The following is a 23948-nucleotide window of genomic DNA, read 5'->3' on the forward strand; positions in this document are numbered from 1 at the left end:
CTGCTGCCGATCGCGATCAATGATCACGAAAACGGCAATGCCAGCACCCCGGCCGCCACAGCGCTGTTGTCAGCAGTGCCATACGAGATGCAGGCGACATGGCAGAAGATCGTCGATCTGCATCACGTCGCAGACGACATGCCCCGCACGGACGAGGCGGCTCTTCATCTGCAGCAGAATATGGCCGTCGCCAATGCCATCGGTGTCCCAGGGACACCGACATTCATCTGGCGCGACAAGGCTGGTGCCACGCATGTCACTGAGGGGTTGCCTGGGGATGTTGAACAGCTGATACGGGAACTGGGGCGGTGAGGTGGTCCACACGCCCCATTCTAAGAGTGGGGAAATGGCTGATTTTCCCGCTTTACCTGCCATTCGTGAGGGGCGTGCGCACCTTTAACCTGTCGCGACAGTATCTGCGCGACCGGAAAGCCTTCATCGAAGCGTCAGCCATCGACACGGCTCTTGCTCCCGTTATGGACCCGGCGACTATCAGGGCGCTGGTGTCCACACGGCGCAACGGGCGGTTCTGCCTGGGCCTGTTTGTGGGCACTCTGTGCGTGTGGATCTGGTCGTGTGTTCACCAGGGGACAAGGCTGGCCAGTGTCACCAGTCTGCAATTCGGGGTTATCCTGCTGGTGCTGCTGGCCGAGTTTATTAGACTCAGCTTCTCGAACTGGATGCTCCGAACTGGAGGCATTGGGCGGTTCGGAACATTCATCGCACGGGGAAGCAATCTCTGGCCCCGTTAGGGAGCACTGCGTCGCGCTGGAGCCTCAGACTTGTCGCGCTCTGGCACGAGGCCGTGCTTCCAGCCAGTTTTCAACCTTCAGGCGCAGTCTGTACCAGAACTTTTGGCCTATAGCGGCGGGATAAAGAAACCCTTGATACAATCCAGATTGCAAACTGCTATCTGTGTGTGTGTTTTGGATCGAAACCCGCTACCCGGGTATAGTGGCGCGCCTTCCTGAAAAAGACCTCTAACCGTGTCGTAAGCGGCGGGTAGCGGAGAGCCTGTGTCTAACGAGGCGTGCAGATAGCGGATAACGGCGCAATCCAGATTGCGGAACAATTTGTCGTTGTTGGAATCGAAACTGGCGTCACGATTTTCAGGAAGGGGAGTGCCTTGGACATCAAGAGTCGCCTTCAAACCGTCATAGGCTACTTGAAGGAGAGCGAGATCCTCGCGGTTCGTTAAATCAAGACAGTTGCCAAGATCGAGCACGACACCAACAACGAAAGGCTTGAAGGTCGGGTCACGCTCTTTCTTCTGTTCCGCCCATTCATAAGCCCTTTGCGGGTCTGACTCCCAGAGATAAAACCCCGGCCCCAGCCAGTCATAAGCTGTTTCCGACTTGATCGGCTGTTGCTGCCGCAAGATGAGACTACGGCCCACCTTTTCGGAACATCCATGATACCCGAGAACAAAAGACGTATGCAGAGCAGTCAATGCGTCACGCCCGCATCATACCATCGGATCGGGGATCCCGTGTATATTCCTTGGTAATATTGCCCTTGCGATCGACAATACCCATACGCTGCAGAGCCGCACGGGCGGTGGCTTTGCTTTTGATATTGGCATTGGTCTGTTTCTTGATTGCCTCAAGAACTGCCTGTCGGGTGTCAGTCTTCATGAAACAACAATAAGCGCAGCAGCCCTAAGAGTCATCATCAATCTGCTCCGCTGGCTTATGTTCTCCTGGCGCAGATCAAGCTCCCGGATAAGAAAACACGACAACACCATCTGAGGGGCGGATTGTTGATTTTCACTGAGAACTGACCCGGGTTTTTCATCAGGAATTGACCCAGCCAGATGCTATTTCAGGCACAGTCGGGCGGGCGGTCAAGAAGAGGATCTGTCCTTTCTGTTTTTTGACGCGGCGGTGCTGGCGCGGAACCTGTAGCTGTCATTTCCTGTCTCGAGGATATGACAGTGATGGGTCAGCCGATCGAGGAGCGCCGTTGTCATCTTCGGGTCACCAAAGACGTCTCCCCATTCACTGAAGCTCAGATTGGTTGTGATGATGACACTGGTGCGCTCGTAGAGGCGGCTGAGCAGATGGAACAGCAGGGCGCCCCCAGACGCACTGAAGGGGAGATAACCGAGTTCATCAAGGATCACGAGATCCAGACGGAGCAGCCTGTCGGCAATCTGCCCGGCCCGGTTGGCGGTCTTTTCCTGTTCGAGCGCATTGACCAGGTCGACCGTTGACCAGAAGCGCGCCTTCTTGCGGTGATGGGTGATCGCCTGGATGGCCAGCGCGGTCGCCAGGTGGGTTTTCCCGGTTCCCGGACCGCCGATCAGCACGACATTTTCAGCACGCTCGATGAAGTCCCCGCTATGGAGCTGGCGGATCATGGGCTCGTTGACCTGCGTATCGGCAAAGGAGAACCCGGACAGGTCCTTGTAGGCGGGGAACCGGGCGGTCTTTGTCTGGTAGGCGATGGAGCGCACTTCGCGTTCGGCCAGTTCCGCCTTCAGGAGTTGTGAGAGGATGGGGATGGCCGCCTCGAAGGCAGGTGCCCCCTGCTCGATGAGGTCGGCCGTGGCCTGGGACATGCCATACATCCGCAATCCACGGAGCATGACCACAAGTGAAGCAGCCGCAGGATCATGACGCATGGCGGCTGTCCCTTCGCAGGATGTCATACCGCCCTGTATCGGCGCACGGTTCGTGTTCGAGCACCAGGGCCTGTGGGGCATCGAGCCGGGGAACCACGGTTCTCTTGGCATCGATCAGGCGATGAAGCGTATTGAGAACATGGGTCTTGGTCGCCACGCCGTCTTCAAGTGCCAGTTCAACCGCGCAGAGGACAGCCTGCTCATCATGCTGCAGCACAAGGGCCAGGATTTCAGCCATTTCCCGGTCGCCTCCAGGCCGCCTGAGCAGTTGATCCTGCAGGGTCCGGAAGGCGGCTGGCAATTCGGTAAACGGCGCGCCATTGCGTAGGGCGCCCGGTTTGCGCTGGATGACCGCCAGATAATGCCGCCAGTCATACACCGTGCGGCCTGGCACACCATGCGAACGCGTGATGATCCGGTCATGCACGCACAGAACCTGCCCTTCGGCGATAATGCGCAGCTTGTCGGGATAAACCCGCAGGCTGACCGGACGATTGGCAAAGGAGGCCGGCACGCTGTAGCGGTTGCCATCGAACTGGATCAGGCAGGTTGGTGAGACGCGCTTGGTCTGTTCGACAAACCCGTCAAAGGGACGCCCCGGCACCATGAGGTGAGGACGCTCGCTAGCATGGACCTCGGCGATGCTCCGGGCCAGTTCGATATGCTGCAGCCGTTCCCAGCAGTCCAGGCAGCGGGCTTCCAGCCAGGCATTCAGCGCCCCCAGATCAGGAAAGGCAGGCAGATCCTGCCAGATCTGGCGCCGGGCATCCTGCACGGTCTTCTCGATCTGCCCTTTCTCCCATCCGGCTGCCGGATTGCAGAAGGTCGTCTCGAACAGGTAATGGCTGGCCAGGGCCATGAAGCGCAGATTGACCTGACGTGCCTTGCCAGAGCCAATCCGGTCCACAGCGGTCTTCATGTTATCAAAAATACCCCGCCGTGGCACGCCACCGAGCACGCGGAAGGCCTCGGTCAGCGCATCAAAAAGCATCTCGTGGGTCTGCAGGGGATAGGCCCTGAGTATGAAGGCCCGGCTGAAGGACAGTTTGGTATGGGCAACCTGCAGCTTGACGCGACGGCCGGCAATGACCGCCCAGTCCTCGCCCCAGTCGAACTGGAAGGCTTCCCCAGGCTGGAAGCACAGGGGCACAAAAACACCCCGACCCGTTGTCTGGCGTGCCTGGTGCTGTTCGTGTTTCCACTGCCGGATGAAAGCGGCCACCCGTCCGTAGGATCCATCATAACCCAGTGCCACAAGGTCTTCATGCAGTCGTCGCGCCGTGCGCCGATTCTTGCGGGGGCGAGCGGCTTCCAGGACCAGCCATCCCCTCAGCCTGTCAGCAAACGGGTCCAGTCGGCTGGGACGTTCGGGGACCTGGAACCGCGGTTCAATACTCTGTGCCCGGAGATATTTCCGGATCGTATTGCGTGACAGTCCCGTCCGGCGTTCGATCTCGCGGATCGGAAGATGATCCCGGCAGTGCCACCGGCGGATCACACTCAGAAGCTCCATGTCAATCACTCCAAAAACCCCCCAGCAGATGATGCCGGGGAGTGTGAAGGCATGGGTCAAATCTCGATGAAAATTTCCGCCCTACCCGGGTCAGTTCTCAGTGAAAATCAACAATCTTATCGCCGATGGAGTGATTTAGCTTCCTTGGTCAGAATAAAATTACTGATTTGGTGCGCGCGGTTAGTATAATCCAGCATTTCACTCATCATACGTGATTGTTCATCAGCCAATTTTGTTTCAGGATGATCCTTGCAATATTGTGCGACACGCATGCCAATTATATTGACAACCGCATTTTTGATGTTTTCCTGGATAGCGATTGAGCCCCATTCCTGCTCCACCACAAATTTTGACAAATTCGCGATGGCTTCTCCTTTTAGATCGACGTTAGGAATACGATACCCTTCTCCTGGCCAACTCATTACTCGGAATAACAGTTGGTAAAACGTCCGCCTCGTAGCCAGATGGGGATCTTCAGGCGCAGGCTGGGGGGGGACTGGCGCAGGTTCGCATTCTGGCAGGTCGTCGTTGTCATCAACCAAGGTGGACTTCCTTTATAAGTAAGCAGGACAATCCCGCTCGTCCAAAATACTATAGCAGATAACAGGGAAAATATCATTCCCTATGGCCGGCTCCCTATGTTTTATCAATGCACAGAAATAGTGATCCAATTACGCACTATGGAGCTGCAAGTAGGGTTCCGTATGACGCTATAATCCGCTGTACAATTGCCTCGTTCGCTGCTGCACCAGCACACGAGTTCAAATAGGCTGCTCGCATCGTCGCGGTTACTCCTGGTTCATAGTCCCAAAAACCCCAGACCTGAATGCTGAAGAAGTCGCTGATCGGTCCACTCCATCTGCGATGTTTCGGCGCATCAGCAGGCCACGTGTCCATGGTCTGGCTATAGGGTAATCGAATTCTTCAGCTATGTGAGGGCGGTTGAGGCACCAAATGACCGATATGAGGGCGTCTGCCGCCTGTCCGCTTCACGTTCCTTGAGCGGACAGGCGGTTCAGGGGGACAGCAGAATGTCGGTTATTGGGAAGCGATTACCGAAAGCAGCCATTCCCTGCGCTCATGTTAATAACGGCTACCGACCAGAAGCGGTCGTTTAGATCAGGCACCCAGCATGTCTTCTTCTGACATAACCTGCCAAAAGCCGGGTAACGATCCGATCCCGAGGCGCAGAAATTTGGCGAGCGCGAGCAAGATCTACTGCACTCGCGTCTTGGCAACCATCAGACGACAAGCAAGCTCGCGCTCTCCCCACCGGGTCGAAAAAGCGTCGGAAACCTCAAACCAGCTCCCGTCGCTGCCTGCACCGTGATGGACGCCCATACAGGAACATTGGCACTCATGGCCCTTGGCGTTCTGGCAGGAGGGTGAGCAGATTTCCTGTTCACGATACGGCTGGATCACATAAAGGCGGCCATATTTCTGCAGCGCGCGATTCACGAAATCATCGAACCAGGCTTTCGGGATTTCCCAGAACTTGCGCGATGCGATCCAGCTTGGTGTAGTGCGGCGCGCGTTTTGCAGCCATTGCCGGTTATTGCCATCGAACGGCAACCGCACCCGCAGGAGCTCGCCTTTCCCCGTGCGCCGCAGAATGACGGGGATCTCGTCTTGCTTCCAAATGGCTTGGATCGACTGTTCCATGAAAGACCAACATTAGCAGGTTCGTCTCCGACCCTAACAGCTAGAAATTGACGATGATCGGAAGCACTGGAACATAGCAAAAACAACGATCCTCCGATACACTTTTCGCGTAACGATCGTCACCGTTGTGTGAGACCCACCCTAACCGCCTGTGCGTCCGCGAAGAAGGCGCATCCCGCCTGTTTGCTCCTGTATCAGTGAGCAGACAGGCAGATCGTGGGAGCCGGATGTTCGGTTTCGGAAGTGTATGAAAGAAACCGGAGGTTAAAGGCTTATGTCTTGTTGCCAGGACGATCCTGCATCTTTGTCTCGAAATCGGAAGCATCAAGACGTTAATGGAGCTGGCTTGAGAGGTCACCGGATGTCCGGTTGACCAGAGGCTTTCGCTCAACACGCGAACAAGGCATACAGCAACTCACAGACTCTAACTCAGAACTGAAGGTATGTTGGGGGTAAGGTCAATCGCATTTTGACGTGCGTACCGATCGGACATGGAGGTAAGGATGACAGACGAAACAGGCTTATTATGTCCGCCATGGCGAAAGATTTTACCGGCAACGTGCGACCTTCGTGGTAAAGTCCCTTTGAGACACCTAGCATTCAATGAGTAAGCCATCTCTCCCGACGATAAAACGGCTCTTCGCGCAGGCGGGGCGACGCTGCGCTTTTCCGGGGTGTCCGACGCCAATCGTGGGTAAGAATGGAGCGATCATCGGCGAGATCTGCCACATCAAAGCCCGCAATGCTGGCGGGGAGCGTTACGATCCGCACCAAAACGAGACAGAACGGCAGGGCTATGACAACCTGCTGCTGCTTTGCCCAACACATCACAGGACCATTGATGCCCAGCCGGAGGCCTTTTCGGTCGAGCTGCTGCTCGACATGAAAGCGCGGGCCGAAGCGGACAGTCGCGAGCCCGAGCGTCCCGAAGACGCGTTCTTCGCTGCTGCTTTGCTTGCAAAACTTGGCAATACCATAATCACCGAGAACAAAGGCAATATCGCGATCAACAGCCCCGGCGCCGTGCAGACAGGGACGCTCATCCTCAAGACGATGAATAACAAAACAAAGATCCTTCCGCCCGCCGGATCGATCGGAGCTGATGGTGATAAACGGGGCTATGTCAAATATTTAATCGATCGCTACATACAGTTTGCGAAGGCCGGGCCCGGCCGAGCCACACCTTTCAAGCCGGCGATTATCTACACCTCCATCAAGCGGGAGTTCGGGGCTCAGTGGGAGCTTGTGAGCCTCACTCGCTTCGTAGAACTGTGCCTCTATCTCGATAAGCGGATCAGAAAGACAAGCCTCGGCAAGATCAATGCGACGAAGGGACAGCCGCTCTTTTCAAGTTTCGAAGAGTATCTTCGTAAACACAGAAAATAAGCTGGACGGCTTATTGCGCTTGTCGGGTACGATTGCCTGAACGTAAGGCAGGTCTCGACGAGTACAGCGAAATGCGGGAGCGTTCGTTTTGGAGGCAGCCTTGACCGGATGGCTCAATAGCTCGGAATGACCGATGTCGGTGACTTCCGCCGGTCTACCTCACATTTCTTTAGCAGACCGGTGATTTAGGGGGGAGAACGGAAGGTCCGGTTGTAGCTTAGAAATTAAAACAGCGGACATTCATTCGGACTGACGTAGGTTTTCGATTGTTCTCAGTAAAAAATATGACCTTAGAAGAGGCAGAGAGACCCCCGCCGGGGTCTGGTGGCCTTTATTTATTATTCCCACTCTATTGTAAACCAATTGAAAATATCATTTTAAATCAAAAGATTAGGAAGAATTAATCCTACGATACCACAAAAAATACCACGTTAAATCGAACGTGCTTCCTTTATGCATGGCAACTGTGCTCGCAGCGGCGCTCTCGGACGCCATGTATCAAGTGATAAAAAACGGTTCCGCCTGCTCTTCCTTATGCGGTTTCGGCAAGCTGCTTTCTTCTAACGTTCATCCTCGCCGACGGCTACGGCCGATTATGCACTTCGGTTTGCCCTAACCATCAGCAGCTGCAAGACTCTGGGACCGTAAGTGTAGCGGGTAAAGCTGCCATCCTTGTTTCATACGCGAAGGGTGCGTCAAAAAAGTCTTCTAAGTAAAGGCATTGCCAACCCCCATAGCCATGTTGTCTGCAAACACTTTAAGGGCACCTGTCTTAGAAATCAGACGGCTCTCGATCTGAACGCCTACGATCTGTACCGCATCGACCACAGCCTTTTCAAAGACCATACAGGTGCCCACAGGCTGTAGGGCGCCCCCTGGCTGAGCGGGATAAGCCAGAACCACAAGGTTGCATCCGGTGGCCTTTGAGAAGGCCAAGGCTTCGTAGATGTCTGCCTCACTGATACGGAGTTGCCCCTTCTCCACGTGGCCCTTGTACTTAGCATCTAGCAACATTCTGGACCTCGCACCATCGGGCTCAATCACGCAGTCTGGGTACACCGAAAGCTTACTCACGGCTCCTGAGCTGACCTTAGTTCTGGTGCCCAATGGATAGCCACGTTGGTGCACCACAGTATTGCGGCCAAAGCCCAAGCGCGCAGCCACCGCCACTAGGTCTTCCCATACTCGCCAAGTATCCACTAAGTAGCCCGGGGCATGTGCCTGACCTTGTTTATAGTTGAGGCCCAGACCTCCCAGCACATCGATGGACAGTTCGTGCAATGGTTTCCATGCTCTGTGCCGAGCAGGAATGGACTTGTGACGATTGGCAGAAGTGTTTTGAGGCGAAAGGTCTTCGATCAAACGCATCAGCGAACTTGCTGCCGATGGGTCGCTCACCTCTGGCAGCAACTCTTTCGCCGCTGCCACGATGTCCCCGTTCCAACCGTTCTTGCGATCAAAGCGAATGAGATCTTGCTCAAAGCCTTCAGGCGAAGGAAAGATGAGGTCCACTGGATCAGGATCCCCATCGATGAAGAAGTCTGCTTCACGTACTCTGCGGTAGCTCCGCAGTGGACGACGTTTAAGGGCCTCGTACATGCTCGTGATGGAGCGAGCAACCAACGTGGACAGATCCCGTGGCGCGCCTCCTGAGGCCGATAAGCGCTCTGCGGCCAAGAGCCGCCCATGACGTGAAAGCGTAGAGAGGAAAAAAAAGTCCTCTCGCCATACAGCATCAGTGTCATCGAGCCCCAAGAACTTGGGAGCGATTTCCAGTTCTAGCGAGGGAGCCAGACGAATGAGACCCGCAAAATCGATGGCCCGTGTCCCCTTGGCATCCACCCTGATGGGGTTATAGTTGAGCCTCAGGTTCAATGCAGCACGGTTCCCAGCCTCGGTTAAAAGGTTATTGGCCTTGATGCGATCTACCCCGATGGCATCAACGATCGCACCGCTCAAATCAACGGGTGCACCGTACTCAACGAGGGACAGCCGAGTTCGGATGTTCGCCACAGACTAGCCCCTGGGTTGGGCAAAGGCCCGAAGTGCTGCGTAGATGTTGTCCTCAGAAAAATTTGTCGGGCCTTCAAGACGAAAGCGAAGGTCATCCGCAAAAGTCGTCTCTGTAAGCTTGAATGGATTGCAAGCCGGTCCATCGAGTGCGTTGAGGGCAGCAGCAATGCCACGAGTGTCCCCAAAGAATACCTCTTCCACGTGTGCCCGTACTTTAGCCCACCCAACACACAAGGTGCCCAAAGCGTTAGTAAGCCCCAGAGTTTGCGGCTTCACATCCGACATCAGTACACCATGCCCAATCTGAAATTCTGGGCCACGTCCGAGAGCAATTTGCGCATTTACAGTCACCAGAGCACGAACGGAAGCCTCAAAGGCATCGTTCACCGTGGCAGGAACTTCAGGCAAAGGGCTAGCACCCTTAGCACCGAGACCATAGAAGGTTCGCAAAACAGCTTCATCGGGCTCCAAACGCATGGGTTCCCAACGACGTAAGAACGCCACGTCCAAGGGCTCCACGGACGCATCAGCCTGGTTCATCGCGGCCAAGATGTAGAGGTCGTGCGGTAAAGCATACTCAATCACATCGCCCGTGTTGGGATCGAGCATTTCAAAGAACTGCGTTTCGGCGCGCTTTGCCCCATCAGGGGACAAGCGTTTATCGGATTCAATGGCGACGATAGCGCCTCCGAACACCTGCACTGCTGGACCTCTGTTGATCTCATCAATGATCAAAAGAGCCGCCCCATTCGGGGTCTTCGCATGCTCACTTGCACGATACAGCGTGCCCCTCACAATAGTAAAGTCTGGCCCGCCTGCTGTCTTGTTCACTGCTGGCGTGATGCCTGATACAAAGTCCCGGTATTTGGAGTTCTGGTGAAAGACCGTCCGAAAGACCCTACGGTCCATCTTCGTGGGTGCAGGAATGTCTTTAACAGTTCCTCCTGCGGCTGGTGGAATCGGAATGCCCCCCACGGGATTGTGCTGCGGTGGACCACCTGCCGGCGTAAGACCAAAGGCCGTCTCAAACGCCAGCGCGACTTCAGCCAAGAGCTTCGACTTACCTGTGCCAGGAGGCCCGGATACCAACACGTTGCGCGAACGGGCCAGCAGCTTCAACGCCTGTTTGCTGTCTTCACTTACCATTGCAGTACTTACTCGCGTTGGTGAAATCTCGGTAGCCGATCACGGCACGATTGACTGCACGTTTAGCATCTAGGCAAGCCAACAGCTCTTCAGCGACCACAGGGTCCCATTTACCCTTATCGCGCAGCGTTTTTTCTTCTGCATAGTATGGCCAGACCGACCCATCGCCCCGCTGGATCAAGAGGAGCAAAACACGATTACCCTCGCCTCCTTTGGGCACAAGGCTGGTATCGAAACAGCCGTATTCATGCACCCGTGCAATGCGGCCTTCGGATGGGCGCACATCGGTAGGCGGTTCAAAGAAGGAATCCTTATGGACGATTTTCCCTTTGGGGTCGCACCAGAAGAACTCGCCTTGGAACACGTCGATTTCTTCGACTATGCCATCACGTTTCCGGTTTTCTTTGACTTTTTTCGGAAACATCTGCCTGATTACAGGTAGCAGTGTTTTGAAAGAACCAAACCGAAAATCACGGGCACCACCACCCGTATCCGAATCGTTGGACTGAGCGAGGATTTTTCTCAGGTCTCCAGCAACGATTTCCTTGTACAGAATTCGGGCAACGTGTGATGCTCCACTAGCCATGATTTTGAACTCCTTCTTCCTCGGCTCCTACGCCACCGAGGGTGAGCTCTGAGGGCACATAAGCCATTGCCCCCAGCGCACGTGCCTCTACCGTACGGCGCGACCAAACTGTTGATCGTCTTCCCGTGCGTTTTGCCATAGCGGCCAAAACACTGTCGCGGGTGATTGTAGACTTGGCATCGCCAGGTAGTCCTATTTGGCCCCGATCCAAAAGCGGGAAGTCTTGAAGCACCAGTTCCATGTCCTTTAAATCGAGCCCATAGGCCACGGCCGCTTCGGCATCAATTTCCCCACGAAGCTGCGCCATGCGCTCATAGGTTTCACGGGTTGCACCTGAACTATCAAGTGTGCGCAGTTCGCGCGCAGCACTCACCAGCTTCTTCCAAGGCAAGCCATCCTTGGCTAATTTGGGCATAGGCACGCTTTGCAGCAGGAAGTAGTTCACCGTCGTAGTGAGCACGCGCCGGAGCATCCAGTCGAAGGCAAAGCTGTTGGCAATAGACACCCAGACCAGCAATCGCTCTTCCGAAGGATCATCAGGGAATAGGATCGTGGGCACTTTGTTGCCACAGACCACCCCCGCGGGAATCAGCGAAGCCATGAGCGAGCGCTCATTGGTCTGCCCCGCAATGTCGCAAAAGCCCGCGCGCAGCACGTCCGCGCGGTGCTGGTTGGCATGAGGTATGTCGCTGCGCCGAATCCAGAACTGTGGGAATAGGCGCGAGCCTCCGATGGCATAGGCCTCCCACAGGGCACTGCGACCGGTGCCAGACACATGCCCTTTAACACCGAAGCGATGGGCTTGTACCATGCGACCTTCTACCACGGGCACGGCACCAGGCATGGCACGACCGAGGAACTTGGGGCGCTCCTTGGTCATGTCGACTTCACGGCAAAATTTCGGTGTCCAGCCATAGTCATCCGCTTCCCACGAAACACCGGCTTCTGTGATCTTAGAGAAGAGCTTCCACTCCGCCACATTCCGGACTTCTGGTATGCTCAAATCGCCCCGAACCGCCGCAAGTGCCGCTCGTCCGATGGTGGCCTTTCCTGTCGTCTCCAAACCCGTCGGCGTGCCACGTTCATGCAGGAGCGAAATGGGCTCACGCTTACTCTTCTCAGAGCCAGCTTTCGTGAGAAGCACAGCTAAAAATTTAAAGCGTGTGTCTATGGCAAAGAACCGCGCACGGTTATCGATGATCGACAAAGACACGCTTTGACTCGCATCGAAAATCTTCTGACGTATAGCCTTTGTGCCCTGCGAGCGGATGAGCCCACCAGGGATCAGTGCCGCCACAACACCCCCCCCCTTACACAGATGAAAGAAGAGCTCAGTGAAGGCGATGTAGAGGTCAGGCTCCCCATTGCCCAAGTCGGGGAAACGCGCCAACAGATGCCGAGAGTAATTGGCTACCTCATCGCGCTGCCGGGCAAAGCGCTTTTCATCGAGCCCCTGAATTTGCGCGCCGTAGTGACGCTTAGAACCCGCGGACTTCAAGAACTCGTGGCGTGAGAGCTTAACTTTTTCCCAAGGCGGATTACCGATCACTACATCAAAGCCCTCAGTGGCCATCGCAGTCCAGACCTTGCTATCTGCCATCAAGCTGTCGCCACAGTACCAGCGTGCACGCATAGCTTTAAGTGCCGATATATCGTCAGTGAACGAAGCCAGTGCAAGCAGTGCTGCACGCAATGAATTGGCCGAGAGGTCTGCTGCACACACACCGTGCGCCAACCAATGTGCCGTCTTGGCTCGATCCATCCCACACACCGCATACGTCAAAGCAGCAAGCAAAATTCCCGCACCACAGGCAGGATCAATCACTTTGCTCTTGTAGGTGAGTTTGGGAGCCGCAAGCTGCGCCAAACGCTTAGCCAAGCGAAAGTCCGTATGATAGGCACCCGTGCTCTTGCGATCCTGTTCTTGCAAGACTTCACGTGCCATTACGCTCAGCGCCAAAGCAGGATGAATTGGTGAATACTCTATGGCACTTGCCACTGAAGCAGCAAGTTCCAAGAGCTCTGTTGCAGGGCGCTTACTCTTAGTGCCAAATGCTTGGTGAAACGCCGCGAGATCGAAGCCACCAAAGCGAGCTGATACTGCCTCCAAAACTTGGAGACGAAGCTCAAACCTGTCGGGGCTATGCCCTCCACCGACTACCTTTGTGAGCGCTGCTTCCGCTAAGGACAAGTACTCCGCTTCAACGGGACGAGGTGCAGTCACGCAAAGCTCTCCACGAGGACGGGTTTGATGGCATTAACAATTTTGGATTGCTCTTCGGGAAGCTGCACAACGGGACGATCAACAACCACCAAAAATTCGTTCACATCAGACGCAGCGCTGCTGGCCACCTTATTGGGTCGATAACGACCAATGGCTCCCAAGGGATGCATGGTGAACGTGCCAATCTTCGAGAGTTCAGCCCTCATGTCCTGCAAGCAGATGTGCCCTTCACTACTGTACGAGAGCAACACTTTTTGAGCCCGCAAGCTATGCACCAAACGTGATAGCGTTTTGAGAGCACGGGTCTTATAGCAAAAGTCCGAAGCTAGGTCCTTCCAAGGACGCAGCCCTGCAACACCCTCCACGTGGGGTTCGTCGTCAAGAGCTACGGTTTCAAGGATGTGGTAGTAGCTTGCGTATTGGCGCTTCGTATATGGAGGGTCCAAATACACTAGATCCCTCGCAGAATTGGGCACATCGAACACGTCTCCCACCGTGGCCTCCACGCGCACGCCAGATTCTTTGAGCTCTCGGCAACGCATGGCGATCTTTTCTTGCGATTGGTTAGTCCATTTGGAAAGGAAACAACCAAACGTACCCGCTATGTTGGCCACACGATTCAAGGCGCCAAAGAGGTCGGCAATCAGTAGACGCTCTTCCACTTCATCAACGTCTCCGGCCTCCACCCATTCGCCAATCAAAGCCCGCATCGCATCGATTCGGGCAGCATTGTCTTGGGTGAAATAGCGCCGCTCAAGGCCACACGTGTCCATTGATGCGGGACTGTACTCGCGCCACATAAAGCCGTGCTTGGGCTTGGCAGCATTGAGCTTGGCGATGGCCTTCGAGTATCCCCCAAGCTTCTTGAAAACAGCTTGATCGGCACTGATAAGCCGTGCACCTGCTGAAATTACGGCAGAGCGCAAGCTGTCGTTAATACGTACGTTCCAACCGAGTTCAGCAGCAGCCTCGGCCACTACACCTGTCCCACAGAAGCCGTCCACAAAGAAGGAACCATGCTCAGGAGGCCCCATGTACCTCGCAATTTGACTGATGAGCCTTGACTTCGAGCCGATGTAGCGGAAGCTCATGCCGCTGCTCCCACGTGCGCCTTCCGGTCTGCGCGCGTATGCTCGCGAGCGGGAGGAGTAACTTTGGAACCAGAAAGAACGATGCCCTTGCGGTCACAGTAATCGCCCACCAGCACTTCAAGCATATTGACCATACTGCGCTGCTCTTGGTCTGCGACTTCCTTCAGAACCCGCTTGAAGATTGGTGAGACACGCAGATTCAAGGTTTCTGTCTTTGTATCGGCAAATCGCATTTATGCCCCGCAAGTGTCTGTGCATCTGCGTCATCGTACTCGCAAGTTCTGTCTCTGACAATGCATTTGCATAGATTGAGCAAGGCGGAAGGCCTACCCCAGAAACATAGACGACTGTGCAAGGGCGGCAAATTTCAGGTTTTGGCGAGCGCTCCACGGCCCTCTTGAAGGCTGTGGAGCCGCAGGCGCATCCTACTCAATTGATTTACGGACGATACCCGGACATAGAAAACTTAACCTCTATCTTAATATGTTTCACGACCATAAATTACGAAAAAATCGCGTTGCTCTGACAGTCCAGAAAGCCACCGTTTTCTGGACATTTCTTGGCTGTCCGCTATGCGGAAATCAAATCGCTCTGTCGCATGTCCGCCATGAAGGCGATTACCGCCTGTCTGCTCCCACAATGTAGAACAGACAGGCAGGTCAGGGGGGAGAACAGTGAGTCCGCTTTCAGATGGTTTGTATGCGAAACCGGACACTAACCGTCGAACCTACAGAAATATTTTCTTCAAAAAGCAATTTCGAATTGCTTATCCTGCGGAGGCTATTTCCTGCTTTAAAGTCTCCCATTCGCGTTTCAAAATCCGCTGACAGACAGACACAAAGTGTGGATTTGCACTGTATTTTCCATTAAGATCATTAACGGCAAGAAACTGATACAGGCACTTATGTAGCTCATCGTAGTCTGGGTCTTTTGGGTTCATAAGAAGTTCAATTCGGGTCCCAAGTTCGTAAAATTTTCGCTCAGTACTTTGAGAAACCCCTGGTGTTACACCATAAGACTGAAATTCACTCATCGCATCTCGAAGTGAATTAATCCATGATTGGCGCATCTCCGCAATTTTTAACGTATGAGCGGATCTAAGTGTCTTATTAGCATTTCGCCACGAGAAGAAGACCGTTAAGCCAACGCCAATGAATGCTATCAGCGCAGCAATAATTGGAATGATCAATGTCCATGTTGGAACTGTTGAAACAGTGTGTGTATCCATTTTGTCATTTTGTCCTTATGAAGTGATTCTCCCTGAGTATTATAAATTATTAAAACACTGAAAAGATGCTAAATAAGTCCGCTTTGGATAAAGATTTAAACCTATTGAAGCGTCCAACATGAGGGCGATTGCGGACAGTCTGCGCAATAAGATGGAGCAGGAACGCGGATTTGCGGGGGAAAGCGGTCCGACCGCTTTGAAGTCCAGACGACGTTTCCTGCTATCCATTCTGCCAAAATCGACGGTCATTCTCAGCTAGTAGTGGTAAGTATTCATCATGTGAACCCTCAAAGAAAATTGCGGCTCACTCTAGAACGAACGGCCTCTAGTCAAAGATGCAGACGAGATTCTGTTTCCATGTCTTATTCGATCTCTCACTATCATATGACAATATTATCGAGCGCCGATTGAGCCTTGTCCTTTTGATATCCGGATACCAGCACGCCAATTCGCTCGCGACCATAGTGTACGAGTGACTCTAGCCAGCTATTGATCTGGAATTTATGCCCACTGTCTAAGCGGACACTTACCAGATTATACGTTCGCACGATCTCTGCGAGAGTCTCGAAAGGATAGTGCTGCGGGTCGTTTTGATGTAGAATCTTATCAGTAAGGGTAACTGCCTCTTTGAAATCTCTAAAGAGATCAGCTTTGGCACGGGTGGTTTGTGCCGCTCGCATCATTAGAAATTTTGCGCGCCGGTCGTTGAGTTGACGACGGTCGTAAGTCGTTCTGGTGCGGCGTTCGATTTCAGAGGCTTCACTATATCCCTGCTCGAGAAATTTTTCCGCGTCATTAAAGGCGCCGACCTCGCATTTGGCCATGTGCCACTGAAGCCAGAAAAGTGGCCGTCGTCTAATTTGCAGTTCCTGCTTGTTATGTTCAAAGAACCTGTCAATTGCATCGCTATTAGAGACGACCTTGGAAAGAATGGAAAAACGCATCAGTTGTTCAAACATGCGTTGCTCAAAAGAATTGCGACTGACTGAGGCAAGGTTTTTCAGCACGAAGACTATGGTATCAACGATTTCAGTGTCGTCGAACAAATTTTGAAGAATATTCTGAGCCCCGATTGAGGGTATTGTTTCGATAATTCCAGCGTTCCGGCGTATGAGGCGAAAAGCGCGATCACCGGCCCTCGCATTGATCCTGTCGATGAGCGAACCATAGTCTATTTCCATCACATTAGATAAGAAGGTAAGCGGTGCATTTTCGCCGATATTAGTGACATAGAGTGCGGTAATAATCGCTTCGCGTTCAGATTTATTAAGTGATAACTTATTGAATTCTTCGCGATACCGGTTGGCAACGTAATCCGACTGAAGTAACCGTAAGAGGAAATGCGGTAGGCTTGCCTGGCAAGTATCGTTGATGAAACGAAGCCGCGCATCTTGATCAAGCTTATGAAAATCACGCCATCCGGCGATTTGATCGGCCAGATCACTCAGATCGCGCGCTTCACTCTGAGAGAGACAGGCCAGAGTAATTTTCTGAAAACTACGGAATTCACAAAGAGACTTGAGGCTATCAGGGCTGGCATCTAGCGCCACGGCCCGACTCGTTAATATCAGAACGCCGTCTTGACCATCAAACTGACGTGCAATGCTCACAAGCCGTTCCCTCGGCAGATCAAAGCAGTTCTCAATGATCAGTGCAGCATTCGGTACGTAGCTAAGAATTTCTGCGATCTCGTTAAGTATGTTCTCATAAGCTTGGCGCAGCCGATAGACAGGTCTCGCGCCTGACAGGCGATAGGCAAGATCAGTTGTAAGTATGGACTTACCATCACAAGCATACCCATCATAAAGTACGATTCGTGTATCACCTGTGATGGCGTCAAGTGTTTGTTGGATGGCGCTGCGTTGTATGTGGTAATCTGATACATCGTTGGATGCATCTCGCGCGAGTTGTGAGGGCTCGATCTTACCATAGAGAAACAAGTCTTCGATCTGCGCTCGCGTGGGAACCGTTGCAGCCGGATTCGGAGGTGTGTACTTCACGAAACTAGCGAGGTGTGGTTCTTTCGGTGTTTCTTTGGCTAAAAGCTGCTTGATGGTGGTGGCAAGCCCGATCCGGCCGATGAAAAGAGGGGTGCCAAGCCGCTTTTGAGCCGCTACAACATCAGGGTTGGCTTCGGCAGTCGGGCGATTGATGAAGAAGGCCTTGGCACGCAAACCTGTCAGGTCGTTGATCGCCTGGTTAAGGTGAAAATCGCCAGCATTGAACCCGACAAAAACCACTATCTGAGCCTGATCAATGTCACGCCGAAAACGTTCAAGCCAGCTCTTTACGTGGGTGAGCTTCGAGTAGCTTTCGGCACCGAGTACGCAGCTTTCGCGAAAGTTATGTATGTCCCATTTCCGCACATAGCCGTGCAGATGGATAATTTCGAGATTTGTCGTGGCCGTTTTGGGGTCATCGGTGTTGTTGAGAGGGTCGACCTGTCTGTGCGCGGCCTGCGCCGCAACCTCGAGCGCATTATCATAATTTGTCGTGTAGACCACTTGCCAAGGATAACGTAACAGATCGGTCATATCACCGGTCGAGTCAGAAACTGTGAATTGCTTTTTTAGAAGCGTCATCATGCCGTTGTCGGCAATCTTCTCCTGTAATGCATCTGCTGCATTTTGCAGATCTTTGTATGGGGGGGTCTGATGGAGTTCGGCATTAAAGAGGTCTAGTAGTTGTGCACCCGTGCCGAGCGTTTCGTCAGGCTTGAAATTCAGACAATCTGCAGAAAACCCAGCGCCGCAAAACAGAATACCACCGCCGTTGCGAGCTAGGTCGAGGCGCCTTTCCAGCTCATCCAATGAGTTTAGCTCCATAGATCCCAACTCCTAAATTTGATTTTATTTCCAAAAACACTATATTTTCTTGCTTATATTTTCGCATAGAGATGTCGAGAAGCTTTGGTCGACGCAGTCCTGATGAGTTCTACATGCATGGATGTCCGATTATGTAATAATTGGCCCCAAGGACAAAGACCTTATCGAAGGTCGGCTCTCAACATTTCTGCATGTCAATATCCATTTTGTGCGACTACGCATCCAAAAGCGTTCTTCCTTCTTATTGTTCAACTCGAGGGGCAAAGAAATTGTGATGCTTATGTCTGCTATATGAAGAGTTCTCCTAGGCACCTATGTCCGAGATGAGGCGACTACAGCCTGTCCGCTTGCTCCATCAAACGGAAAATTCGTTCCGTTCCAAAGGACGAAAAGCTGCACGGAAGAAAGGTTATCGAAAGATAGCCTATGTGGTAGGGTTCTGCTTCAAGAAATAGGGATTTTTCTGAAATATGAAATTGCGGCAACTTGGTAAGAGCGGCCCTCAGGTATCCGAAATCGGTCTTGGGTGTATGAGCATGTCCGGCATGTATGGTCCGGCTGATCGGAAAGAAAGCATCGCTACCATCCATGCCGCGCTGGACGCTGGGATCACGCTTCTCGACACCGGCGATTTTTACGGCATGGGCCATAACGAAATGCTGATAGGTGAGGCGATCAAGGATATTCCTCGCGACAGATTCCTCGTCAGCGTCAAGTTTGGTGCGATGCGCGACCCGGGTGGCAACTGGGGCTCCTACGACGCACGGCCTGCTGCCATGAAAAACTTCCTAGCCTATACGCTGCAACGGCTCGGGCTTGATCATGTCGACATCTACCGGCCTGCACGGCTGGACCCGGCTGTGCCTATCGAAGATACGATTGGCGCCATCGCCGAGATGGTTCAGGCGGGTTATGTCCGGCATATCGGTCTTTCGGAAGTTGGCCCGGAAACCATCCGGCGTGCGGCTTCCGTCCATCCGATCAGCGACCTTCAGATTGAATATTCGCTGATTTCGCGTGGCATTGAGGACAAAATTCTTCCTGCCTGTCGTGAACTCGGCATCGGCATAACAGCCTATGGCGTGCTCGCGCGTGGTCTGATCAGCGGGCACTGGCAGGGGGCAAAGGGACCGGGGGATTTTCGGGTTCGTAGTCCTCGCTTTCAGGAAGGCAATGTCGAGCGCAATCTGGCTCTTGTGGAGACATTGCGCGAAATTGCGGCATACAAGGGCGCGAGCGTGGCTCAGTTGGCAATTGCCTGGGTGGCCGCACAGGGTAACGATATCGTACCACTTGTAGGAGCCCGCCGGCGCGATCGGCTCTCCGAGGCGCTGGGTGCGCTTGATCTTGCGCTGACGCCCGACGATCTGGCGGCTATCGAGCAGGCTGTTCCAAAAGGGTCTGCTGCCGGGGAACGCTACGATCCGAAACAGATGGCGGTACTCGACAGCGAGAAATCGGGGTTCGGAAAGAGTTAGGAGTAAGATAGAGCCGGTGCAAGCATCTGGGCCGGTCGACTCTTATTACTACCACCCTCACTGGCAGCGCTCTTCAGCTTTTTTCAGCTCGGCAGATACAGACACTTACGTCCGCTTTTCAGAATTTAGCATGATGCTTCTTGTGTCCGTCATGACGGCGATTACCGCCTGTCCGCTTCACATTCCTTGATCGGACAGGCAGTTCAGGGGGGCGAACTGAATGTCGGTTATTGGGAAGGAACGGCCGAAAGCAGCCATTCACAGGACTCACTTCATGACGGTTATCCGGCAAGTCTTTCCCCAAGCCCGTTATGCCAGTTCGGCGAGAAGCGTCTCGACCAGCTCTTTGTAAGAGGAGGATGAGATGGCGAGAGGGCGCCGATCCTCACGCATAAGAGCAACCAGTAAGCAGGCTGTGTAGAGCCAGAAGTTAGAGTTACTTGGTTGGCAGTACCCATCGATTAAAGCGGTAAGTCGAGCGGCGATCGGAGGATACTCGTCACCACCCCACCGCATTGAGGGAGTTGTCATTGCGTGGACGACGATCGCAGCCAAAGCGATGCCGGTTGCTCGCTTTTGTTCGACATCAGCGAAGTTGCACTCCTCGTTCCGTGCATATTCGGCGAGTGAACTTGTCATTGTCATCCGTGCCCAAGTGTCGCAGCTCATTTCCTCTTCAGCGCCGTCGGTAGGTGCATCACCAGTTTTACTAAAGATGACATGCTTAAGTTCGTGGAGAAGCACGAAGGCAAGGGCCAAGCTAACAAGATCAAATACGGCTCTCTCTTGATCGTTCTGCATCCCGGCCCGGTCATCAGTCGGCATGGGTATATCGTCCGGCCACTCGACCTCGCCGGTCCCATTGGCATCAAGCAGTGCTTTTATCGCACTCAGGCGTTGCCTGTAATCTGCTTCGAGCTGCGGTCGCTCATGGTCGTCGTTGAGAACGTCCTCGACGGTTCTCTCCATACAAGTCGAAACCATAATAGCTGGTGTGTAGAGTTCGATAGCATACCAAACTGAGAAACCGACGAGCCAAAATAGGTCGATCGTCTTGGTATCGAATTTGATGCGTCGGCTTGTGGCGTTCATCGTCGCGCCCTTGGCGCTTGGAGCGACTTCCACATCATGGCCGAACTTTACCCAAAGCCGGCAAAGTTCTTCAGCCTTTTCTGGAACTGCACCACGGAGCAGATTAAGAATGATCGTTCGGGGAGATGGTTCGCTGATCATAGATAGTCGCTTTTATGGAGGAAATTTATAAAAATTACCGCATAGAACCGAATTTACAATAGTACAATCTATACTTTTCATTAAGCATTCATATTATGTCATTTAAAACGAATTTCGATCAAAATAATTTTTTTCTTTCTAAGAATATATGGTTAATTGATTGCAATAATTAAAATTTTATATAGAACTTTTTATCTTATCGTATAAATAATTGAAATATCTCTCCCTTGATTTTTCTTCTTTTATATTGAAAATATTTGTGAACATTTCACCTTTTATGTTTATATTTATATGTAAATCAAAAAAACTAGCACCAATTTCTAGTTTTTCTGGAGAGCTATAAGAAAAATATTTTATTATATTATTTAAACATGAATCATATGTGACTATATTATCTATTTTAGAATTAAATATACCAAATTTACGACCGAATGCCTGCATCCTGAAGGCTCTAATAATAGAAAGAAGATCGTTTAATGCGCTATATGGATTAAATTGATTAACATCCATCTTTGGCTTTATTACTCCTTTTGCGTCTCTATTCCCGTAAAGGCTAGCTATACAAACAATAACAACAGGGTTGCTAGCGGGAATAGAATAATTAATTGCCTTTTTTAATATTTTTTCTAATATGCCTTTGCTTTCAACCATATTGTAATCTCGGTACAATAAACAAGAAACTTCCTTGAGAAAGTTTATCATTCCAAGAAAATTCTTTTCTCTTAAAGATTCATGCACAAAAAACTTTTCAAAATTTTCATTGAAAAATTTAACATCTGTTTCCGCATATTTGAAAAAAATAGATATGACTTTAGAGTGTATATTTGTTTGTTTTTTTATTTTTTCATATGATTCATCTTTATAATTTCCCTCAAGGAATGAATTCATCATCGATATTGTGTTTCCAACACAATCGTATTTCTGTATATCCTGAACTTCAGAAGTTAAATTTCCTGTTTCTATATAATTTCGTATTCTATTTATAGAATTTCGATCCAATATATATAATGCATTACCAAACTCACTAACTCTTACAGGAATGATTTTTTCACCTGAAATTAATACGAAATTAGGTTTATATTCATCACTGGGCCGGTTGAAATTTTCGACAGCGCTCACGAAGCAAACTTTCAAAATTTTAAGGTATTTATTGTATCAGAAATTACATTAAATTTTCCATCCCATTTATGATAAAAATCTATCCTGTCACCGTCCTGCCCCAAAGCCTTTCGCTATATCTGATAACCTGATAATTTCGAGCGTCTATTTCTCCATTCCTGCACCCAGGCAAGTTCCATGCCCGTCGGTCTCCCATAAGTTCGTAATTACCCCCCCCTTCGAACATTCGGGCATCATATCATGTTTAAAAGTAGTCCCTGACGGAACGCATTCCAGCAGCAAACGTCACGAACATCCTTCGGAGACAATATAGAGCATCGCATTCACGGTCATGCACATATATCTATTCTTTAATGGTGACCATGACGTTTGGACGGAGGAAACATAATACGCTGATATCGTTTAATAATTTAAATATAAAATTCTTAATTAGAGCCGTATGAATGTAATTAGGTGGGCGCTTATGACCGCTTTCCGGAAAATATGTCGACTGTCCAAATGTCCGAGATGTAGGCGAAAGCCGACTAAGGCTTTCTCTCAGAAACCAGTCAAAAGCAGATCAATAGCTTGGGTGATTTCTTCCTGAGAGAGGGACAATGAAGTCACGACTTTCTTCAGATCACGTCCAGGCACAGCAGCCATAAACTGTGTCATCATAACGAACGACTGGTCATCGATTACGAAAACCGGATTCAGTCTCTTTGCTGGCTTGGGTGCCACTTTCTGAGATAAGAGTGGTACCACGATGCGGGTGCCCAACTCGTCAAGTATATCTGCCTGCACATCTAAAACGAAACGCGCTTCACCTCGTCCGGCCAAACGATACACATCAAAACGGGCCATTCAGAAGTTCCGATAATCCGCGAGAGGAAGACCATTCTCTTCGACATACTGTCGGGATGCTTCAAGGGAGGAACGATTTTCTGCGAGCCATTGTTGAGCACGGATTGAAGCGATCGCTGACTTCAACCCCTGTTCGCAGGCTTGCGATATGTTGAGGTCAAGCGATTTGGCTTCTTCGAGTAACTGGGCCGGTAACGTCACATTAGTCGGACGACGTGATGGGCTGGTAGAATGCAGGCGAACCATAGCTTTACTCCAAGTCCTAGAAACCGGAACTTAGCACATATGTATGCGCATTTCCATGTGCATATTATCATCTCGAGATATGGCTGGTTTCCGAACACTCACGCAATTCTCCTTACGTCTGGCATGTGGGCGACTGCGGCCTGTCTGCTCTGTTTCCATTGAGCAGACAGGCAGTTTAAAAAAAGGACAGCCGGCGAACAATCGGCGGCTGACGGGGGCGTTTATCCAGCCCAGCCATGCACCCCTTTCCACGCCTCCTTTAGCAAGCTCCCGGCAACAGCCCGATCTGACGCGGAGCCTTCAAGTGCCGGGTGTCGCAGGACAGCATAGTAGATTTCGCGCATGTCCTCTGTGGTCGCGTCATCACGCATCCATCCGCAGACGCGCAACTGGTTGATGACCTGACGGTTCAGGTCGGCATGTCTGGCCCGAAACGCGTCATAAGCCTCCTGACTATCCAACTGCTCCGCTTCCCGTTCCACATGAATGAGGGGCAATGCCCGTGCGACAATTTCTTCCACCAGCGGGTTACTCATGATCAACTCCCATATCCGTTGAAGGCCGCACCACACCGCCCTTAGACCGGTTCGACGCTGGCGTTTGTGTCCTGTCCTGAAACATATCCTTTTCAGCCCCCCGCTGTGCGACAAGCCTGTTGGCCCGCTCAGCCGCATCCTGCGCGATAAGCGCCTGGCGCCTGAGATTGCGGCCCAGATCATCCCATCGCTCAGT

At 52.1% G+C, this 23948-nt stretch carries 23 protein-coding genes and 1 pseudogene; 4 read left to right on the plus strand and 20 right to left on the minus strand.

Annotation, left to right across the window (positions count from 1 at the left end; genetic code table 11):
- Positions 1-312 (plus strand): annotated as a pseudogene (locus GOB83_RS13625) (DsbC family protein); the annotation flags it as partial.
- Positions 309-752, plus strand: coding sequence for a hypothetical protein (locus GOB83_RS13630; protein ID WP_165926474.1), 444 nt, complete (start codon positions 309-311; stop codon positions 750-752). The pseudogene GOB83_RS13625 and the gene GOB83_RS13630, both read left to right, overlap by 4 nt.
- 107 nt (positions 753-859) lie before the next feature.
- Here the strand turns inward: GOB83_RS13630 and GOB83_RS13635 are convergent, their stop codons facing one another.
- The 6 genes from GOB83_RS13635 to GOB83_RS13660 form a co-directional block, all read right to left on the minus strand.
- The gene (locus GOB83_RS13635; RefSeq protein WP_338420639.1) at positions 860-1396 is read right to left on the minus strand and encodes a hypothetical protein; all 537 of its coding nucleotides are present in this window, start codon (positions 1394-1396) and stop codon (positions 860-862) included.
- A gap of 58 nt (positions 1397-1454) precedes the next feature.
- On the minus strand, positions 1455-1634 hold the full coding sequence (locus GOB83_RS13640) for a hypothetical protein (RefSeq protein WP_059024947.1): 180 nt from the start codon (positions 1632-1634) through the stop codon (positions 1455-1457).
- 209 nt (positions 1635-1843) lie between these two features.
- Complete coding sequence (gene istB, locus GOB83_RS13645; RefSeq protein ID WP_025437151.1) at positions 1844-2623, minus strand: IS21-like element helper ATPase IstB; 780 nt, start codon at positions 2621-2623, stop codon at positions 1844-1846.
- Positions 2613-4136: an IS21 family transposase gene (gene istA / locus GOB83_RS13650; RefSeq protein WP_165926476.1), complete on the minus strand. Its 1524-nt coding sequence runs from the start codon at positions 4134-4136 to the stop codon at positions 2613-2615. Before istA ends, istB begins: the two co-directional genes overlap by 11 nt.
- 116 nt (positions 4137-4252) lie before the next feature.
- A complete protein-coding gene (locus tag GOB83_RS13655) occupies positions 4253-4678 on the minus strand; it encodes a hypothetical protein (RefSeq protein WP_165926477.1) in 426 nt (141 codons plus the stop codon).
- Between the two features lie 673 nt (positions 4679-5351).
- Positions 5352-5798: a hypothetical protein gene (locus GOB83_RS13660; RefSeq protein WP_165926478.1), complete on the minus strand. Its 447-nt coding sequence runs from the start codon at positions 5796-5798 to the stop codon at positions 5352-5354.
- A gap of 603 nt (positions 5799-6401) precedes the next feature.
- On the opposite strand from GOB83_RS13660, the gene GOB83_RS13665 reads away from it, so the two are divergent.
- On the plus strand, positions 6402-7184 hold the full coding sequence (locus GOB83_RS13665; protein ID WP_165926479.1) for an HNH endonuclease signature motif containing protein: 783 nt from the start codon (positions 6402-6404) through the stop codon (positions 7182-7184).
- Positions 7185-7892: 708 nt separating this feature from the next.
- Here the strand turns inward: GOB83_RS13665 and GOB83_RS13670 are convergent.
- The 8 genes from GOB83_RS13670 to GOB83_RS13705 all read right to left on the minus strand — a co-directional run bounded on the left by GOB83_RS13670 (position 7893) and on the right by GOB83_RS13705 (position 18282).
- Complete coding sequence (locus tag GOB83_RS13670; RefSeq protein ID WP_165926480.1) at positions 7893-9197, minus strand: 5-methylcytosine restriction system specificity protein McrC; 1305 nt, start codon at positions 9195-9197, stop codon at positions 7893-7895.
- A 3-nt stretch (positions 9198-9200) separates the two neighbouring features.
- Positions 9201-10343: an AAA family ATPase gene (locus GOB83_RS13675; RefSeq protein ID WP_165926481.1), complete on the minus strand. Its 1143-nt coding sequence runs from the start codon at positions 10341-10343 to the stop codon at positions 9201-9203.
- A complete protein-coding gene (locus GOB83_RS13680) occupies positions 10333-10929 on the minus strand; it encodes a hypothetical protein (RefSeq protein WP_165926482.1) in 597 nt (198 codons plus the stop codon). Before GOB83_RS13680 ends, GOB83_RS13675 begins: the two co-directional genes overlap by 11 nt.
- Positions 10922-13153, minus strand: coding sequence for an Eco57I restriction-modification methylase domain-containing protein (locus GOB83_RS13685; RefSeq protein ID WP_165926483.1), 2232 nt, complete (start codon positions 13151-13153; stop codon positions 10922-10924). Before GOB83_RS13685 ends, GOB83_RS13680 begins: the two co-directional genes overlap by 8 nt.
- Entirely contained in the window at positions 13150-14244 is a 1095-nt protein-coding gene (locus tag GOB83_RS13690; RefSeq protein WP_165926484.1) for a DNA adenine methylase, read from the minus strand. The genes GOB83_RS13685 and GOB83_RS13690 overlap by 4 nt, the downstream gene beginning before the upstream one ends.
- Positions 14241-14477, minus strand: coding sequence for a hypothetical protein (locus GOB83_RS13695; protein WP_165926473.1), 237 nt, complete (start codon positions 14475-14477; stop codon positions 14241-14243). The genes GOB83_RS13690 and GOB83_RS13695 overlap by 4 nt, the downstream gene beginning before the upstream one ends.
- Before the next feature lie 533 nt (positions 14478-15010).
- A complete protein-coding gene (locus GOB83_RS13700; protein WP_165926485.1) occupies positions 15011-15472 on the minus strand; it encodes a hypothetical protein in 462 nt (153 codons plus the stop codon).
- 380 nt (positions 15473-15852) lie between these two features.
- Positions 15853-18282: an SIR2 family protein gene (locus GOB83_RS13705; RefSeq protein ID WP_165926486.1), complete on the minus strand. Its 2430-nt coding sequence runs from the start codon at positions 18280-18282 to the stop codon at positions 15853-15855.
- Positions 18283-18767: 485 nt separating this feature from the next.
- On the opposite strand from GOB83_RS13705, the gene GOB83_RS13710 reads away from it, so the two are divergent.
- Positions 18768-19775: an aldo/keto reductase gene (locus tag GOB83_RS13710; RefSeq protein ID WP_165926487.1), complete on the plus strand. Its 1008-nt coding sequence runs from the start codon at positions 18768-18770 to the stop codon at positions 19773-19775.
- 309 nt (positions 19776-20084) lie between these two features.
- Here the strand turns inward: GOB83_RS13710 and GOB83_RS13715 are convergent, their stop codons facing one another.
- The 6 genes from GOB83_RS13715 to GOB83_RS14840 all read right to left on the minus strand — a co-directional run.
- Positions 20085-21008 (minus strand): phage exclusion protein Lit family protein, encoded by a 924-nt coding sequence (locus GOB83_RS13715; RefSeq protein ID WP_165926488.1) that lies wholly within the window; start codon positions 21006-21008, stop codon positions 20085-20087.
- Between the two features lie 177 nt (positions 21009-21185).
- Positions 21186-22127 (minus strand): hypothetical protein, encoded by a 942-nt coding sequence (locus GOB83_RS13720; RefSeq protein ID WP_165926489.1) that lies wholly within the window; start codon positions 22125-22127, stop codon positions 21186-21188.
- A gap of 537 nt (positions 22128-22664) precedes the next feature.
- Positions 22665-22970, minus strand: coding sequence for a CcdB family protein (locus tag GOB83_RS13725; RefSeq protein WP_165926490.1), 306 nt, complete (start codon positions 22968-22970; stop codon positions 22665-22667).
- Positions 22971-23216: a type II toxin-antitoxin system CcdA family antitoxin gene (locus GOB83_RS13730; protein WP_149280582.1), complete on the minus strand. Its 246-nt coding sequence runs from the start codon at positions 23214-23216 to the stop codon at positions 22971-22973.
- Between the two features lie 221 nt (positions 23217-23437).
- On the minus strand, positions 23438-23752 hold the full coding sequence (locus tag GOB83_RS13735; protein ID WP_165926491.1) for a hypothetical protein: 315 nt from the start codon (positions 23750-23752) through the stop codon (positions 23438-23440).
- The coding region (locus GOB83_RS14840; protein ID WP_206752420.1) for a hypothetical protein at positions 23745-23948 on the minus strand (204 nt) is incomplete at its 5' end. The genes GOB83_RS13735 and GOB83_RS14840, both read right to left, overlap by 8 nt.

Source organism: Acetobacter fabarum (assembly GCF_011516925.1).
In the GTDB taxonomy this organism is placed as follows: Bacteria; Pseudomonadota; Alphaproteobacteria; order Acetobacterales; family Acetobacteraceae; genus Acetobacter; species Acetobacter fabarum.